Below are 16,791 nucleotides of genomic sequence, written 5' to 3' on the forward strand. Positions count from 1 at the left end.
GTCTCTATTAAAAATCCAATCCTGCTTTTCGAGCAGAATCTGCCAAGGCTGCAACGCGCCCATGATATCGATAAGGACCACGATCAAAGGCAACTTCTTTAATTCCCTTTTCGACGGCTCGTTCACCAAGTAATTGACCCACTTTTTCGGCAGCAGCAATGTTACTGCCATTTTTGAGTTCACCGGCAAGGCTTTTGTCTTTGGAACTGGCTGAAACCAGTGTATTACCTGCGGTGTCATCAATTAATTGAGCATAAATATGATTGTTACTGCGATAAACAGATAAACGAATACGACCAGTGTTACGAACCGTATTGCGAATACGGAACGCTCGTCGTTGCTTCTGCTTTTTCAGGGTCTTTTGTAATTTCATGTTACCGTCATCTTTTAAAAAACAGTTCCGCCTCAAGCTACATTCAAACAAGTTGTTGAAAACGATTAGCTCGCAAAGGCTTTACCAGCTTTACGCCTTACATATTCACCTTCATAACGTATCCCTTTGCCTTTGTAAGGTTCAGGCGGACGTACGCTACGAATATTCGCCGCAAATTGACCTACAGCATGTTTGTCTGCCGAGGTCACAACAATATTTGTGTTATTCGGCAATTCACAAATCACTCCTTTGGGAACTTCCAGCACGATCGTATTGGCAAATCCCACCTGCAGGCTTAATTTTTGACCATTCAGAGTCGCTTGATAACCAACTCCCTGAATTTCCAGTTTTTTCACAAAGGGAGTTTCAACCCCTTGAACCATGTTGGCAATTAAGGCACGTGTTAGACCATGCAATGCACGATTTTGTCGTTCGTCATTGGGACGAGAAACTTTAATGGCATTGGTTTCCGAATCTAACTCAACATTCATAGCGGGGTGAAAATCTAAGGATAACTCACCATGCTTTCCTTTTACGGAAATGGATGGGCTATCAATTTTAACTTCCACTCCACCAGGAACGGGAATTGGTTTATTACCGATTCGAGACATAACTTCAAATTCCAGTTAAATTAAAACGCTGCAGATCTCTATCAGCCAGCCTTATGACCTCAGAATTACCAGATCGTACAAAGCAACTCGCCGCCGACACCTTCTTTTTTGGCTTCACGATTACTGAGTACGCCTTTACTCGTTGAGAGAATACTAATTCCCATTCCTTGCAAGACTTCTGGCATTGACCGTAAATCCTGATATGAACGACGTCCGGGTTTACTCTCACGAAGGATTTTCTGAATGACCCGTTCTCCATTGGGGCCATACTTCAAATTCACTCGTAGAATATTTTGAGGACTGTTTTCAATCACCTCATAATCCCAGACATACCCTTCACGTTGCAAAGCAGCTGCAATTGCTTCTTTGATTTTCGATGAAGGAATATCTACAAAAGGCCGTTCAATTTGCAGTGCGTTACGAATTCGTGTCAGCATGTCTGCAATAGGGTCTGTCATCATTAGCTGGCTACCCTCACTGTTATTCTCCGACAATCTACTTTATGGTTGATGTTTTAAAATTTTGGCTACTTACGAAATGGCATTCCAAATTCGGTTAACAATAGACGGCCCTCTTCATTGTTAGAGGCCGTAGTCACAATCGTAATATTCATGCCCTGTGTATAATGTACTGAATCTGGATCAATTTCCAGGAAAACCATTTGCTCATTTAAACCAAGGCTGTAATTCCCCGCACCATCGAAGGCTTTGGGGTTCACCCCGCGAAAGTCACGTACACGCGGTAAAGCGAGTGAAATCAGGCGTTCCAGAAATTCATACATGCGGGCGCCTCTTAAGGTCACCCGACAACCAATTTCCTGTCCTTCACGTAATTTAAATCCAGCAACGGACTTACGAGCACGTGTGATTTGTGATTTCTGGCCAGCTAAGAGAGTTAAATGGTCCGCAACCTCACCAAGTCGTTTTCGATCTTGATTTGCGGCACCCACACCCATGCTGATCACAACTTTTTCAATTTGTGGCAGCGAATGAATATTGGTTCGTCCCAGCTTTTCTTTCAAAGTGGGAACAATCTCTTCACGATATTGTTTTAATAGTGTTGGTGTTGCCATTGTTTTGTTTCAGGTTAACCGAGCTGCGGACAACCTTCCTTACTGTAAACTACAAAATCTGATTATTGTTGCTGATACTTTGCTTTCGCGGGGCTGATCGTTCCCACTGATGCACTACAGGATTTACAGAATCGTTCTTTGCTGCCATCTTTGGTGTAGCGATAACCAACGCGGGTCGGTGCACTACACGCTTCACAATAAAATTTCACGTTCGAAGTATCGATGGGCATTTCCACTTCCAATCGTCCACCCTGGGGACTTTTGGGATGCCCGCGCTTTACGTGCTTAAACACACGATTCACATTTTCTACCGTTATTTTTTTACCACCATCTACTACGTTCAACACACGTCGAGGTGTATCGCCTGCATCTGCTCCGGTGATTACGATCACAGAATCGCCACGTCGTATCTTCATTGTCAGACTACCTCGTTTGCCAGACTAATAATTTTCATGTATTTGCGTTCTCGAAGTTCACGGGCCACTGCGCCAAAAATACGTGTTCCTCGAGGATTTCCCTCACCATCTAGTAAGACCATCGCATTACTGTCAAATCTTACATAACTTCCATCATCGCGGCGACAAGGATACTTTGTGCGGACAATCACGCCACGTACGACCTGGCCTTTTTTGATGGTACTACCAGCCAGTGTCTTCTGGATACTGACGACAATCACGTCGCCGACTTCAGCCGTCCGGCGTCCAGTACCACCCAGCACTTTAATGCAGCGCGCTACTTTGGCCCCTGAATTATCACACACATCCAGATCAGTTTGCATCTGAATCATGGCTTTGCCTGTTCCTTATCAACCCAAAAGATGAGGTAAACCTTATCTTTAAACTTTGTACAACTAAAAACACCAAATTGCGGTCAATTTACGAAAGACTGTTAGTCTTTCTTTTTCTCCACAACTCGGATCATATCCCAACGCTTTGTTTTGGAACGTGGACGACTTTCGATAATCTCGACAGTGTCCCCTTCCTGTGCTTCATTTTTTTCATCATGAACATGGCACACCGTACGGCCGCGAACGGTTTTACCGTACATCGGATGACGATATCGTCTTTGGATTTCCACCCGTAACGTTTTATCCATTTTGGCGCTAGCCACGGTGCCTGTTAATATTTTTCGCATTTAATTTCCTCAACGAGCCTCATTAAGCATTCTTTTGCAGACTTAAGTCACGCTCACGCTGAATTGTCTGGATTCGTGCAATTTCACGTCTTAGTCGCTTGATGTTACTCGGTGCATCAAGCCTTTCGGTTGCCGCTTGGAACCGCAACTGAAATAACTCTTTTTGTGTTTCCTGCAGAGCGAATGATAATTGCTCGTCATTCATCTCTCGTAATTCACTCGCTTTGGTCATCAGTCAAACCCAATGATGTTTTGCAGTCCGACCCCAAAAGGGTAAGACAGGACTAAAGTGATAAAAATTTTAATAACTTGTCTTTGACCAGCTCAAATGGAAGGACGGCGTTCGACCAACCTGACATTCACTGGTAGCTTATGTGCGACACGTGCAAAACAACGTTTTGCTGCCTCTTTCGAAACTCCCGATAATTCAAACAACACTGTGCCCGGCTTAATGACGGCAACCCAGTGATCCGGCTCCCCTTTTCCTTTACCCATACGGGTTTCCAGAGGACGGGATGTAACCGACTTCTGAGGAAAGATGCGGATATAAAGTTTACCTTCACCTCGAACATATTGTGTTGCTGCAATACGACAAGCTTCAATGGTATTTGCTGCTATGTGCCCAGGATCCAGAGATTGTAAGCCCCATTCACCAAAGGCAACAGTGTTACCACGTGTCGCATTACCTTTTATGCGCCCTCTTTGGCTTTTGCGGTGCTTGACCCGCTTTGGCATTAGCGCCATCGCGATTCTCCTCATCTGAATAATCACCAAGGTCGATCCAAACTTTCACTCCGATGACTCCGAAGGTGGTGTGTGCCTCGCGGAATCCGTAGTCAACATGTCGTTGCAAAGTCGAGAGTGGAATTGAGCCACGGCTTGCTTTTTCACGCCGCGACATTTCTGCTCCACCCAATCGACCTGAAAGCTCGATTTTAATTCCATGAACGCCCGTTTCCATTACCTGGTCCAGGGCACGCTTTATTGTGCGACGAAAGCTACCGCGCTTCGATAATTGCTGAGCGATATCTTCCGCAACTAATGCTGCACTTTGCAGTGCATTATCAACTTCAATAATCTTCAATTCCATCCGACGACCAGTCAGGTCTTCCAGTTCTGCTTTTAACCGGTCCACTTCCTGTCCCTTACGACCAATAATGATCCCGGGGCGAGCCGTAAATAAGTGCACCACAACCTGATCGCGAGTTCGTTCGATCTCGACTTTAGGAATACCGGCAAACTTATACTTCGTTTGAATAAATTTACGGACTTTCTGGTCTTCAACCAACAGTGCCCCAAAATCTTTCTTGGAGGCATACCAGCGACTTCTCCAGTCTTCTACCACGCCGACTCGAAATCCGGTTGGTCGAACTTTTTGCCCCATGATTCAGGTTATCCTTTAAGTATTTCAGGTTGATTATAATTAGTAACGAAGTTGACGAATCAACAATCAAAATAGTATCTCAAGTTTAAGGAAGCTCTGGTGCTTCAATTGCAATATGAATGTGCGACATCCGACGTCGAATCGTATATGCCATACCTCTGGCACGGGGCTGAATTCGTTTAAACATGGGCCCGCCATCGACGCGCGCTTCTGTAATCTTCAGACCCTCAACGTTACGGGCACCTTTGTCTTCAGCATTGGCGACCGCACTTTTGATGACTTTTTCGAGAAAACGTGCTCCCCGGTTTGGAAGGTACTTTAAAGAATCCAAACCTTCGGAAGTTGTCATTCCTCGAACCAGATCCGCAAAAGGACGAACTTTCGTTGCTGAAATTCGTGCAAATTTATGTGTTGCTCGAACTTGTCCCATAACGATTACTCCACTTCACTATTACATAATTCATATACGTTATCGACTGCCACAGTCGTAATAACAACAAACAAAAACGTTTATTTCTTCTTGGCGGTATGGCCTCGAAAGGTTCGGGTCTGGGAAAATTCACCCAATTTATGCCCTACCATTTCTTCCGTGACATACACGCTTAAGTGAGCGCGCCCATTATGCACCAGGAATGTATGACCTACAAATTCCGGAGCAATGGTTGAAGACCGAGCCCATGTCTTAATCGATTCTTTTCTACCCGATTCGTTCAGCTTCTCAATTTTTTTGAGAAGCTTTACATCAACATAAGGCCCTTTTTTCAGTGAGCGACCCATAAAATTTGTCCTCAATTATCGAAAACGATATTTAAACTTTTAAAATTAAACTATTGTCTCAGAGCTTCAATTGGCCATAACGACGTGACTTACGACGCCTGATAATGGCTTTGGAAGAAGCTTTTCTTTTCTTTCGTGTCTTACCACCTTTGGCGAGCTTACCAGTTGGGCTACAAGGATGGCGGCCTCCTGAGTTTCGGCCTTCCCCCCCCCCCATCGGGTGAGCAACTGGGTTCATACAGGTTCCACGAACATGAGGACGTCGCCCCATCCATCGTTTTCGACCTGCTTTACCCAAGACGATTTTAGTATGTTCGGAATTACCAATTTCACCGAGTGTGGCGCGACAGGAACTGGGAACACGTCTGACTTCTCCCGAAGGCAGAGTAATCTGAGCCCAGTTGTCTTCACGTGCATTCAACACAGCTGAAGTGCCTGCACTGCGGCAGAGCTGTCCTCCACGGCCTGGTTGCATTTCTACATTATGGATGATTGAACCAAGTGGCATGCTTGCTAAAGGCATGCAGTTACCAGTGTTTGGTTCCACTTTTTCTCCACTGATGACAGTGTCTCCCGCAGCCAGACCTTCTGGAGCAAGAATATATCGTTTTTCACCATCCACATAATGTAATAGTGCGATCCGAGCAGATCGGTTGGGATCGTACTCGATACCGTTTACCTTGGCAGGCACACCATCTTTGTTGCGACGAAAATCAATCATGCGATACATCCGCTTGTGTCCGCCACCACGGTGACGGGCAGTGATCACACCTTGATTGTTTCGTCCCCCCTTTTTCTTGTATCGCTTAACCAGGGATTTCTCAGGAGCTTTCTTACGATCAGTGATCGCTGCAAAGTCGCTCACCGATGCGCCGCGCCGACCTGGTGTCGTTGGCTTGTAGTATCGGATTCCCATAATTTATCACCTCAAAATATGTTTGGCTTTGAAACCAATCATTAAAAAATCTTTAGGTCAAACTCAATCGAAAACACATCTCTTAGAAGAACGAAATTCGATCATCTTCGTGAAGCTCGACAATTGCCTTTTTCCACGATTTGGTATAACCAATTTTGTGTTTATGCCGACGCGGTTTTCCAATTCTGTTTTGAGTGCGAACTGAAACTACACGCACGTTCCACAAATCAGAGACCGCATTCTTAATGTCTGTTTTTGTAGCAGACTTATCAACAACGAACGTGTATGAATTATAAGACTCAGACAGGTGAGTCCCTTTTTCTGTAACCAATGGCCGGATGACGACCTGATACGGCTTCAGTTGAACGCCTTTTTTTAAACCATCCGACATGACAACTAACCTCGATATCCAAACTGGAATATTAAACTACAAATCGCGTTAAATTAATCTTCAGCCCGACCAAGCAACCGGTCTAAAGCAGACTTGGTCAAAACCATTTGCCGTTGATGCAGAACGTCATAGGCGTTCAAATCAGCAGCAGGTGAGACCTGCACCTTCTCAATATTTCGAGCAGACTTCCAGACAACAGGATCGTGCTGGTCGATTGTCAGCAAACAGCTGGTCTCAGACAATCCCAGTGCTTTTAGTACGCTTGTGACTTCTTTGGTCTTGGGCACTTCCATTGCTAATTCATCAATGAGTGTGACCTGCTCATCTTCAAATTTACTTAAAATGGCCATACGCGTTGCCAGCTTTACCGCTTTTTTCGGCAGACGATATGACCAGTCTTTGGGCCTCTTGGCAAATGTATGACCACCACCTCGACGCACGGGTGTTCGAGAAGAACCGGCACGAGCACGGCCTGTTCCCTTTTGGCGATACAGCTTTGCTGTACTGCCTCTCACTTCACCACGGGTTTTGGTTTTGGAAGAACCAATTCTTTTATTCGCCTCATACATCACTACTACATCGTGCAGCAATTGACGATTGATGCCACCCGCCAATTCGGTAGCTTCGAACTCATATTTGCCAACTTCTTTGCCAGCTTTATCTTGAATTGCAACAGAAATCATTTTGACACCATTTATAAAGGCAGAACTACCTGATTACTTCAAACACTCAAAAGAACTAATACTTATTGGTATGGCGAATGATCAGATCCCCACCATTGGGTCCTGGCACTGCCCCCCGCACCAGGAGAAGATTATTCTCCTCATCAACACGCACAACCTTCAAATGCCTTACCGTAATCTGCTTGCCACCATATCGACCGCCCATGCGAGTTCCCTTCATCACACGGGAAGGGTCTGCACTCTGGCCAATGGAACCACCGTGGCGATGAACTCGCTTTACACCATGAGTCGCACGTTGGCCAGCAAAATTATGTCTCTTCATTACACCAGCAAAACCACGGCCTTTGCTGGTACCAATCACATCAATAAATGCCACATCTGAAAATAAAGAGACGTTCAATTCATTTCCAACGGCACAACCATGGTCTTCACCGTCAGTCCGGAACTCACGGATAAATCGTTTGGGTTCACAGCCTGCTTTCTCAACAGTGGTAATGCCTGCTTCACTCAGTTTTTTTTGTCGCTTGCTATCAAGTGCGGCTACATGTCCACGCTCACTACGGGCGGACAGGCGGCGAGGTTTATCTTCAAAACCAACTTGAACCGCTTCATAGCCATCGGTGTCTGCCGTACGCACCTGCAGGACATGACAAGGCCCAGCCTGTATTACAGTGACAGGAACCATGACCCCATCATCATAAACTTGCGTCATCCCGACCTTTTTACCCAGTAGACCGACAGGCATACTCATCACCTTTAAATAACGGGAACAAAGCTTCTACGAAATCTGATCTTACAGAACAGCCAGAAGCATAGCATTACCAGCAAAAGCTGGATCCCTAACCAATCAAGCAAACCCGACGATTGCCAAGCCTGCGAGCATCATAACGAAAACTGAAATAGACTAGTTTCCGCCAGCGGACGCCTTAATTTTAATATCAACTCCTGCAGGTAATGATAATTTATTCAAAGCATCAATTGTTTTACCTGTAGGAGACAAAATATCTACCAAACGCTTATGAGTTCGAATTTCAAATTGCTCACGCGATTTTTTGTCAATATGCGGTCCTTTAAGAACCGTGTAACGTTCAATGCGTGTGGGCAACGGAATAGGGCCATGCACGATCGCACCAGTTCGTTTGGCTGTATCAACAATATCTACTGCTGACTGATCCAAAACGGAGTGATCATAAGCTTCCATGCGAATTCTAATTCGCTCTTGACTCGCAACGGCCACCAATCATTTCCTTCTCTAAAATAAGATTCTCACCCTGCTTAGAGACCTTCTCCGTGCAAGGAAGCGAGCAATAGTAATGAGACCCTCTCCGCTTGTCAACAACCTGAAGAACGCTTAAAACGCTTTTTTTCAAATTCTGACATTCTTGAGAAGAACGCTTACCATGCAGTGTTCAAATGGGAGCTTGGGTCCACATTCAACGAAAAGATACGTTACCCGTTCTGCTGAAAGATACCAAGCGATGCGGACAGGGAATCTTTAAAATTATCCAATCATCTCTTTTAAAACGCTGGGTGGGGCAGGAGCATACTTTAATGGTTCCATTGAGAAGGAAGCTCTTCCCTGTGAAAGACTACGAATTTGGGTAGAGTAGCCAAAAAGTTGTGATAATGGCGCTTCCACTTCCATCACACACAAATCACTTCGCCACTCCGTATTCAGCACAGCCGCATTTCGAGCGCTAAGGTCTGCCTGGATGTTTCCTCGGAATTCATCAGGGGTGACCACTTCCATTTTCATGATCGGTTCTAATAGTTGGATCTGGGAGTCCATGATACAGCCATGCAGCGCTTCGGAAACCGCGGCTTCCACGGCGACATCTGTGGTTTCTCCTTCTCTGGTCTGGGCATCGATGACCACAAATTGCACATTCATTAAAGGAAAGCCAACTTGCCCACCTCCCTCCAGCCCCATTTTCAACGTTTCCAGCATCGTTTTTTCGAAGGCAGGATCCAATTCGCTTGGTTTGAGGTTGCTGATAATGGAGACGGAAGAATCGCCTTTAAAAGGCTCCAACCTTAGTTTAATCTTGAAATAAAGGTTTCCTCCTGCAGAAGGGCGGCTGAATTCGACTACTTTCTCAACGGCCTTTGAAACCGTTTCGCGATAACTGACGCGTGGCTTATGCACTCGGATGCTCAGGTTGAATTCTTTCTGCATCCGATTTCGGAGCACTTCGAGATGCAGTTCTCCCATTCCGGAAACAATGGTTTGCCCTGTTTCCTCATTGGGGGTGGCTTTAAAGGTGGGGTCTTGTCTGGCTAGTTTCTGCAGTGTTTCTTCCAATTTTTTTCGGTCAGCGCTGGACTCGGGCTCGACTGCCATCGAGATCACCGTTTCCGGGAACGAGATGCTTTCCAGTAGAATGGGATGCCGAATATCGCACAAGGTATCTCCGGTGACGGCTTCTTTCGGGCCAATGACGCCAGCAATATCACCCGCATCAATACAGTCCGTCTCAACTTTCTCACGCGAGTCAGCGTGGACGCGCCAAAGCTGGCTGATTAATTCTTTCTTACCCGTCCGGGCATTTAACAGGCGGCTTCCACTTTTCAGTTGGCCGGAATAGACCCGCATGAAACATAAATCACCATGTTTATCTGCCTGAATTTTAAAGACGAGCCCACACATGGGCTCATCGACTGAGGGACCTCTTGATTCGGATTCGCCTGCCTTGCCGCCTCTCTTTTTGGGTTGAGGATTGATTCCTTCCACGGGTGGTCGGTCCAGTGGGCTTGGGAGATAGTTTCCCACGGCATCCAGAACCGGCTGTACTCCTATGTAATTCAATGCGGAGCCGCAAAACGTCGGCTGCAAGTCTCCCTTTAGTGCGGCAATTCTTAGCAGTCGCAGGATGTCTGCCTCGGCAATCTCTTCAGTTTCATAATATTGCTCAAGAATTTCGTCATCCAGTTCGGCAACGGATTCCAGTAGCTTTCCCCGCCATTCCTGGGCTCGTTCCAGGTAGGATTCCGGAATCTCTTTGGCTTCGAATTGGGAACCTTTGGAGTCTGCATCGTAATACAGAGCCTGCATTTTGATTAAATCGATGATTCCCTGGAAGGAGTCATCGGCAGAGGTCGAGCCTTCACCGATGGGAATTTGCATTGCCACTGGTTTGGCGATGAGCCGTTTTTCAATTTCTTGAAAGGTGCGTTCAAAACTTGCGCCGATACGATCCATCTTATTGATGAAGCAAATCCGGGGCACGTTATATTTATCGGCTTGTCGCCAGACTGTCTCGCTTTGTGCTTCGACTCCCTCCATGGCGCTAAAGACGACCACAGCGCCATCGAGTACACGCAGGCTGCGTTCTACTTCGGCTGTAAAGTCAACATGCCCGGGGGTATCAATGATATTGATCGAGTAATCTTTCCATTGGCAGCTAATCGCAGCGGAGTAGATCGTGATGCCCCGCTTGGCTTCTTCTTCGTCAAAATCAGTAATTGTCGTTCCTTCATCGACATTTCCCATGCGATGTGATGAGCCGGTGTAAAACAAGATTCTCTCGGAAGTTGTTGTCTTACCCGCGTCAATATGGGCAATGATTCCGATGTTTCTGATTTTCTCTGTTGAAGCTGACATCTTATCCTACAATCCTGTCTGTAAAATCATCTCGTAGTAGCGTTTCTATTAAACACAAACCATTCTGCCGGGACTAGCCTGTGTCCAGGTTTTTTGTAACGTCTCCAGGAGTGTTTTGGATCTCGTTTCGTCGCTTTGGAGCCGCTACGGTTGAATTGGACGCGTTATAGATACATCGCACTCTACCAACAAAAAAAGACGCACGAAGTATTGGCTGAAAGCCATACCAGTGCGTCCGAATGATCTTAAAAACTACCTTAGCGAGAGAAGGCGAAGTGAGCAAATGCTTTGTTCGCTTCCGCCATTCGATGGATGTTCTCGCGTGTTGTCATTGCAGTACCTTCTCGCTTGTGAGCAGACAAAATCTCGTCAGCGAGCCGAACGTCCATGGGGCGTCCTTTTTTAGCGCGAATCGCAGCCAAAATCCAGCGAATTGCCAGGGTTTGCTGTCGTTTCGGATTCACGGGAGTAGGAACCTGATACGTAGCTCCCCCAACTCGTTTTGAACGAACTTCAATACCTGGCTTCACATTCTCAACAGCTTGTGTGAAAACTTCAATCGGTTCCTCGTCTGGTACACGTTCCTTGATGCGGTCCAAGGCAGCATAAAAAACGTTTTGAGCAACGCTTTTTTTGCCATCATGCATCAGGCAATTCACAAACTTTGAAGCCAACAGTGAATTAAACCGTGGATCCGGCTTGAGCTGTGATGCACTGGCTGTAAACTTCTTGCCCATTCCTACAATTCCTCTGACTTTAATTTCAATGTCCAAACCGAACACTGACTGAATGTAATCAAATACTTGAAAATCGATTATTAAAGAACGCCTATTTGGGGCGTTTTGTACCATAGCGACTACGTGCCTGACGGCGGTCATTCACACCAAGGGTGTCAAGTACTCCGCGGATCACTTTATAACGAACACCGGGCAAGTCACGAACACGACCACCGCGTACCAGGACAATCGAGTGTTCCTGCAGGTTATGACCTTCTCCAGGAATATAGGCTGTCAGCTCTTTTCCATTTGAAAGTCGCACACGAGCGACTTTACGCAAGGCGGAGTTTGGCTTTTTAGGAGTTACCGTTTTGACCTGTAAACACACACCGCGCTTCTGAGGGCAACCCTCCAGCAGGGGAGTTTTACTCTTGGAAACTGGCTTTTTTCTCGGTTTACGAATCAACTGGTTAATTGTTGGCATTGAGACAACCCATCTTCACTCAAATCTGAAACGTTAGTAAATATGATATATACAAATGGCCGCTATTTTTGTCAAAACTAGTTCTATTACCAGCAATAGGAACGGGACAATGTATCCCGCCTTACTGCATCCGTCAAGTCTCACGCTGAGTCCATTTACGGTTCTGCTGTAAGACACTCCTCACAGGAAATGAGTTCAACTTGATTTCAACTCATCATCAAATGGGTTGGGGCTGGGGGGGGTATTTTCCATAGGAGCTTCAACCCCACCTTCACTACTGAATTCAGCAGCATCTTGACCACCGCCTAGTGGGATGTCCTCCTGGCCGCCACCCAATGGTACCGGTTTGTCAGGCTGGACTTCATTCAACAGGCTCATACGAGCTGCCAGAATCCGTTCTTTTTCTGCCTTTAATTCTTCTAACGCCTCTGGGCGAATCCGAACTTCAGCAGTCTGGTGTTGATAGAAGCCTGTTCCCGCTGGTACCAGGTGACCTAAAATGACATTTTCTTTTAAGCCTACAAGGTAGTCAACGCGACCACCAAGTGCAGCTTCAGTAAGTACCTTCGTTGTTTCCTGGAAGCTGGCTGCCGAGATGAAGCTTTCACTTTGCACTGATGCTTTCGTAATACCAAGGAGCTGTGAACTGGCAGACGCTGGCTTAGGTTTTGTAAAGCTGGCAGGAGCCTGTCCGGCAAGTTCCACTTGTGCATTTACTTCTTCAATGGTTGAGAGTGGTACCAAGTCATCTGGCTGGAAGTCAGTATCACCAGAGTCAACCACTTTCACACAAGCGATGGTTTCTTCATTGATCTTCTGGAAAGTCAGCTTATCGAGCACAATTCCCGGCAACAAGTTCGTATCGCCCACATCTTCGACAAGTACTTTGCTTAACATGCGGGAAATGATGATTTCGAGATGCTTGTCATCGATTGTCACACGTTGAGCACGGTACACATTTTGAATTTCGTGCAGCAAGTATTGCTGAACGGCTTCGGTTCCACTGACACGCAAAATATCATGTGGAACAAGTGGGCCACGAACCAAAGCATCGCCGGCTTTTACGAGGTCGCCGGCATGGACTAATAAGTGCTTACCGTGGGGAATCACGTGTTCGACTTCGGTTCCATCTTCGCCGCGAACAATCACAATTCGCTTGCCGCGTTTCTTCTCAGGCACAAATTCGACTTCACCATCGATTTCCGCCAAAACGGACGGATCTTTGGGGCGACGTGCTTCAAACAGCTCAGTCACACGAGGCAGACCACCGGTAATGTCTTGAGTACCCGAAGATTCACGTGGGTTTTTAGCGACGACAGTACCTGCGGTAATTTGTTGTCCTTCTTCCACTTCAAGGCTTGCCTTTTCAGGAAGATAATAGAAGTCCAAAATCTTGCCTGTACCATCTTCGATAATAATCTGCGGATGTAATTCGCCTTTATGCTCAATTATAGAACGACGAACGTGACCACTGGGGTCTTTGTCAGTTCGAATGGTTTTGCCTTCGACACACTCTTCAAATCGAACACGCCCGCCTACTTCCGCCAGAATGGAAATCGAGTGTGGGTCCCATTGACAGATGACTTGCCCTTCATCAATCTCATCACCTTCATTGACCATCAGAGTCGCACCATTGGGAATGGTATAGCGTTCCAATTCACGACCTTTAGGATCGTTAATCACCACTTCACCATTTCGCGTCAGCACCACGCTCAGACCTTCGCTATTCACAACTGATCGAATGCGGGCGAATGTCGCTTTACCGGCACGACGCGTGCGAATTTCGTTCTCTTCCACTTCACGAGAGGCTGTTCCACCAATGTGGAAGGTACGCATCGTTAACTGGGTTCCAGGTTCACCCACACTTTGTGCAGCAATGATACCCACTGCCAGGCCTTCTTCTACGAGTGAACCTGTGGAGAGGTCCATACCGTAACAGAGCCGGCAGATCCCCAATGAGGATTCGCAAGTCATCGGGCTGCGAACCTGAATTTTTTCCAGCCCCATTTCTTCAATGCGACGGGCAATGTCCACAGTAATCAGTTCATTTTCCCGCACGATCACTTCATCAGTAATTGGATCGACGATATTGGTACGACTGACACGACCACGAATCGCGTCGGTCAAACTCATTTCGACTTTTTCGCCTCGATAGACAACTCCACGAGTCATACCTTGGGCGGTACCACAATCATGCTCTGTGACGACCACGTTTTGACAGATGTCGGCGAGTTTACGGGTCAGGTAACCACTATCGGCAGTTTTCAATGCTGTATCGGCCAGACCTTTACGTGCACCGTGAGTTGAACTGAAATATTCCAGAACGGTCAGGCCTTCACGGAAATTCGCCTTAATGGGAGTTTCGATGATCTCACCACTTGGCTTGGCCATCAGCCCACGCATACCACCCAGCTGACGCATCTGTTCGATACCACCACGGGCACCAGAATTCGACATCAGGTAAATGGGGTTCACATAGCGACCTTCATCCCGATAATCATTTTCCAGTTCATGCATCATGGAATTTGTGATCAATTCACGTGCGTGAGTCCAGGTATCAAGCACCTGGTTATAGCGTTCTTCTGCTGTAATCAAACCACGCTCATAAAGCTTGGTTTTTTGCAGGACTGTTTTTTCTGAGTCGGAAATCACTTTTCCTTTGTTGGGTGCTGTCTTCAAATCGCTGGTTGCGAAAGAAAGACCACTCAACGTTGATTCCCGGAAACCAGTTTCCTTCATCTTGTCGAGCAGGTTAATCGTTTCGCGTCGACCCAATTCCAGATAGCAGTCAGAAATCACATTGGAAAGATCACGACCTTTCATCGTCAGGTTATAGAAGGCCATTTTTCTGGGCAGGATGTCGTTGAAAATAACGCGTCCTACCGTCGTTTCGATTAAACCTCCCATCTTATAATGATCGGCGCCATCCCCCTTGATTCGTCGATCTGAGGGCATGCGCACTTTGATAATTGCGTGGCGATCTAATTTGCCTTGCTGGAATCCAGCATGCACTTCACCCACACTGGAGAAGATCATGCCTTCTCCACGTCGCTCTGTTTTCTTTAGCGTGAGGTAGTAGCAACCCATCACGATATCCTGCGAAGGACGAATAATCGGTGCTCCATCGGAAGGGCTAAAGATATTATTCGTTGCCAGCATCAATGTCGTTGCTTCTACCTGCGCTTCAATCGACAATGGCAGGTGGACGGCCATTTGATCGCCATCAAAGTCGGCATTGAATCCGGTACAAACAAGGGGGTGAATTCGAATTGCATTTCCTTCAACAAGGATCGGTTCAAATGCCTGAATTCCCATACGGTGTAAAGTGGGAGCGCGGTTCAGAAGCACAGGATGGTTCTGAATCACTTCATCCAGAATATCCCACACGTCTTCGTCTTTGCGTTCGAGCATTCTTTTAGCCGACTTGATCGTGTCAGCGTGACCGCTGTCTTTCAGACGACGGATGATAAACGGCTGAAAGAGCTCCAATGCGATCTTCTTAGGTAGTCCACATTGATGGAGCTTCAGCTCTGGACCAACCACAATCACACTTCGTGCAGAGTAGTCAACACGCTTTCCCAATAGGTTTTCGCGAAAGCGTCCTTGTTTTCCTTTGATCATATCGGTCAAGGATTTCAGAGGTCGGTTTGAGGAACCGAGTACAGGGCGTTTACAACGGTTATTGTCAAACAAGGCATCGACAGACTGTTGTAACATCCGTTTTTCATTACGAACGATCACTTCGGGAGCATTTAAATCGACCAGTTTTTTTAAACGATTGTTACGATTGATAATTCTTCGATAAAGGTCGTTTAAGTCACTGGTCGCAAAGTTACCTGAGTCCAGAAGGACCAGCGGACGCAAGTCTGGCGGAATCACGGGAATCACTTCCAGGACCATCCATTCCGGTCGGTTGTCACTATCTCTTAAAGACTCAACAATTTTCAAGCGCTTGATATAGTCTTTGCGTTTCTGTTGACTCGCAGTTTCAAACAGATCTTTACGAAGTTGCTCTGAAAGTTCAACGAGGTTCAGATTCATGAGAAGCTTTTTGATGGCCTCTGCACCCATCTCGATTTCAAACGCACCAGGTCCGTACTTGGCTTGATTCTGGCGCGCTTCTTCTTCGGTCATGGTCTGACACATTTCCAACGGAGTCTCTCCAGGATCGGTGACAACATAGTCCTGGAAGTAAACCACCTTTTCCAGAGCGGTGGTTTTCATATTCAATAACGCACCCAATCGACTGGGCATTGATTTGAAGAACCAGATATGAACGATGGGTGCGGCTAATTCGATATGCCCCATACGTTTTCTTCGGACGCGGCTGTGAGTCACTTTGACGCCACAACGGTCACAAATCATGCCTTTGTATTTCATGCCGCGGTATTTTCCACAAGCACATTCCCAGTCCTTTTCAGGCCCGAAAATTCGCTCACAGAATAAACCGTCGCGTTCTGGTCGGTATGTTCGGTAATTGATTGTTTCTGGCTTTTTGACTTCGCCAAATGACCAGCTCCGAATATCGTGCGGACTGGCCAAACCAATTTTTACTGAACCGTAATCGTTAATTCGCTCGTAAGCTGTCTGTGCAACACTCACTGTGCACGCTCCTTATTTTCTGAACTAATTATGATCAGACATTGATC

At 46.5% G+C, this 16,791-nt stretch carries 20 protein-coding genes and 1 pseudogene; all 21 read right to left on the bottom strand.

The annotated features are described in order from the left end of the window. Nucleotides 1–7: 7 nt before the first annotated feature. The 21 genes and pseudogenes from rplR to rpoC all read right to left on the bottom strand — a co-directional run bounded on the left by rplR (nt 8) and on the right by rpoC (nt 16,744). Nucleotides 8–373: a 50S ribosomal protein L18 gene (gene rplR / locus V202x_RS02090; RefSeq protein WP_144980868.1), complete on the bottom strand. Its 366-nt coding sequence runs from the start codon at nt 371–373 to the stop codon at nt 8–10. A 65-nt stretch (nt 374–438) separates the two neighbouring features. Beyond that, on the bottom strand, nt 439–984 hold the full coding sequence (rplF, locus tag V202x_RS02095; RefSeq protein ID WP_145170773.1) for a 50S ribosomal protein L6: 546 nt from the start codon (nt 982–984) through the stop codon (nt 439–441). Between the two features lie 65 nt (nt 985–1,049). Continuing rightward, the gene (gene rpsH / locus V202x_RS02100; RefSeq protein ID WP_145170775.1) at nt 1,050–1,445 is read right to left on the bottom strand and encodes a 30S ribosomal protein S8; all 396 of its coding nucleotides are present in this window, start codon (nt 1,443–1,445) and stop codon (nt 1,050–1,052) included. 65 nt (nt 1,446–1,510) lie between these two features. After that, nucleotides 1,511–2,056: a 50S ribosomal protein L5 gene (gene rplE, locus V202x_RS02105; protein ID WP_145170777.1), complete on the bottom strand. Its 546-nt coding sequence runs from the start codon at nt 2,054–2,056 to the stop codon at nt 1,511–1,513. Nucleotides 2,057–2,118: 62 nt separating this feature from the next. Next, complete coding sequence (gene rplX / locus V202x_RS02110; protein WP_144980881.1) at nt 2,119–2,472, bottom strand: 50S ribosomal protein L24; 354 nt, start codon at nt 2,470–2,472, stop codon at nt 2,119–2,121. Between the two features lie 2 nt (nt 2,473–2,474). Then, complete coding sequence (gene rplN / locus V202x_RS02115; protein WP_144980884.1) at nt 2,475–2,843, bottom strand: 50S ribosomal protein L14; 369 nt, start codon at nt 2,841–2,843, stop codon at nt 2,475–2,477. A 113-nt stretch (nt 2,844–2,956) separates the two neighbouring features. Continuing rightward, nucleotides 2,957–3,190 (bottom strand): annotated as a pseudogene (gene rpsQ, locus V202x_RS02120) (30S ribosomal protein S17); the annotation flags it as partial. Between the two features lie 22 nt (nt 3,191–3,212). Beyond that, nucleotides 3,213–3,422 carry a 50S ribosomal protein L29 gene (gene rpmC, locus V202x_RS02125; protein ID WP_144980890.1) on the bottom strand — a complete coding sequence of 70 codons (210 nt, stop codon included), beginning with the start codon at nt 3,420–3,422 and terminating at the stop codon, nt 3,213–3,215. Between the two features lie 92 nt (nt 3,423–3,514). After that, on the bottom strand, nt 3,515–3,934 hold the full coding sequence (gene rplP / locus V202x_RS02130) for a 50S ribosomal protein L16 (protein WP_144980893.1): 420 nt from the start codon (nt 3,932–3,934) through the stop codon (nt 3,515–3,517). Then, entirely contained in the window at nt 3,873–4,574 is a 702-nt protein-coding gene (rpsC, locus tag V202x_RS02135) for a 30S ribosomal protein S3 (protein ID WP_145170780.1), read from the bottom strand. The genes rplP and rpsC overlap by 62 nt, the downstream gene beginning before the upstream one ends. Before the next feature lie 85 nt (nt 4,575–4,659). Beyond that, nucleotides 4,660–5,004 (bottom strand): 50S ribosomal protein L22, encoded by a 345-nt coding sequence (rplV, locus tag V202x_RS02140; protein ID WP_144980899.1) that lies wholly within the window; start codon nt 5,002–5,004, stop codon nt 4,660–4,662. Nucleotides 5,005–5,084: 80 nt separating this feature from the next. Continuing rightward, on the bottom strand, nt 5,085–5,351 hold the full coding sequence (gene rpsS / locus V202x_RS02145; protein WP_145170782.1) for a 30S ribosomal protein S19: 267 nt from the start codon (nt 5,349–5,351) through the stop codon (nt 5,085–5,087). A 58-nt stretch (nt 5,352–5,409) separates the two neighbouring features. Continuing rightward, nucleotides 5,410–6,267, bottom strand: a complete 858-nt coding sequence (gene rplB, locus V202x_RS02150) for a 50S ribosomal protein L2 (protein ID WP_145170784.1) — start codon at nt 6,265–6,267, stop codon at nt 5,410–5,412. Nucleotides 6,268–6,349: 82 nt separating this feature from the next. Next, nucleotides 6,350–6,658: a 50S ribosomal protein L23 gene (rplW, locus tag V202x_RS02155; RefSeq protein ID WP_144980908.1), complete on the bottom strand. Its 309-nt coding sequence runs from the start codon at nt 6,656–6,658 to the stop codon at nt 6,350–6,352. 53 nt (nt 6,659–6,711) lie between these two features. Beyond that, complete coding sequence (gene rplD / locus V202x_RS02160) at nt 6,712–7,341, bottom strand: 50S ribosomal protein L4 (RefSeq protein ID WP_145170792.1); 630 nt, start codon at nt 7,339–7,341, stop codon at nt 6,712–6,714. A gap of 55 nt (nt 7,342–7,396) precedes the next feature. Beyond that, complete coding sequence (gene rplC, locus V202x_RS02165) at nt 7,397–8,086, bottom strand: 50S ribosomal protein L3 (protein WP_197993176.1); 690 nt, start codon at nt 8,084–8,086, stop codon at nt 7,397–7,399. A gap of 159 nt (nt 8,087–8,245) precedes the next feature. Then, nucleotides 8,246–8,578, bottom strand: coding sequence for a 30S ribosomal protein S10 (rpsJ, locus tag V202x_RS02170; protein WP_145170794.1), 333 nt, complete (start codon nt 8,576–8,578; stop codon nt 8,246–8,248). 264 nt (nt 8,579–8,842) lie between these two features. Then, nucleotides 8,843–10,942, bottom strand: a complete 2,100-nt coding sequence (gene fusA / locus V202x_RS02175; protein WP_145170796.1) for an elongation factor G — start codon at nt 10,940–10,942, stop codon at nt 8,843–8,845. Nucleotides 10,943–11,199: 257 nt separating this feature from the next. Next, the gene (rpsG, locus tag V202x_RS02180; RefSeq protein ID WP_144980920.1) at nt 11,200–11,679 is read right to left on the bottom strand and encodes a 30S ribosomal protein S7; all 480 of its coding nucleotides are present in this window, start codon (nt 11,677–11,679) and stop codon (nt 11,200–11,202) included. Between the two features lie 91 nt (nt 11,680–11,770). Beyond that, nucleotides 11,771–12,142 carry a 30S ribosomal protein S12 gene (gene rpsL, locus V202x_RS02185; protein WP_144980923.1) on the bottom strand — a complete coding sequence of 124 codons (372 nt, stop codon included), beginning with the start codon at nt 12,140–12,142 and terminating at the stop codon, nt 11,771–11,773. A gap of 195 nt (nt 12,143–12,337) precedes the next feature. Continuing rightward, on the bottom strand, nt 12,338–16,744 hold the full coding sequence (rpoC, locus tag V202x_RS02190; RefSeq protein ID WP_145170798.1) for a DNA-directed RNA polymerase subunit beta': 4,407 nt from the start codon (nt 16,742–16,744) through the stop codon (nt 12,338–12,340). Nucleotides 16,745–16,791: the final 47 nt, after the last annotated feature.

This window comes from Gimesia aquarii (genome assembly GCF_007748175.1).
GTDB classification, from domain to species: domain Bacteria; phylum Planctomycetota; class Planctomycetia; order Planctomycetales; family Planctomycetaceae; genus Gimesia; species Gimesia aquarii_A.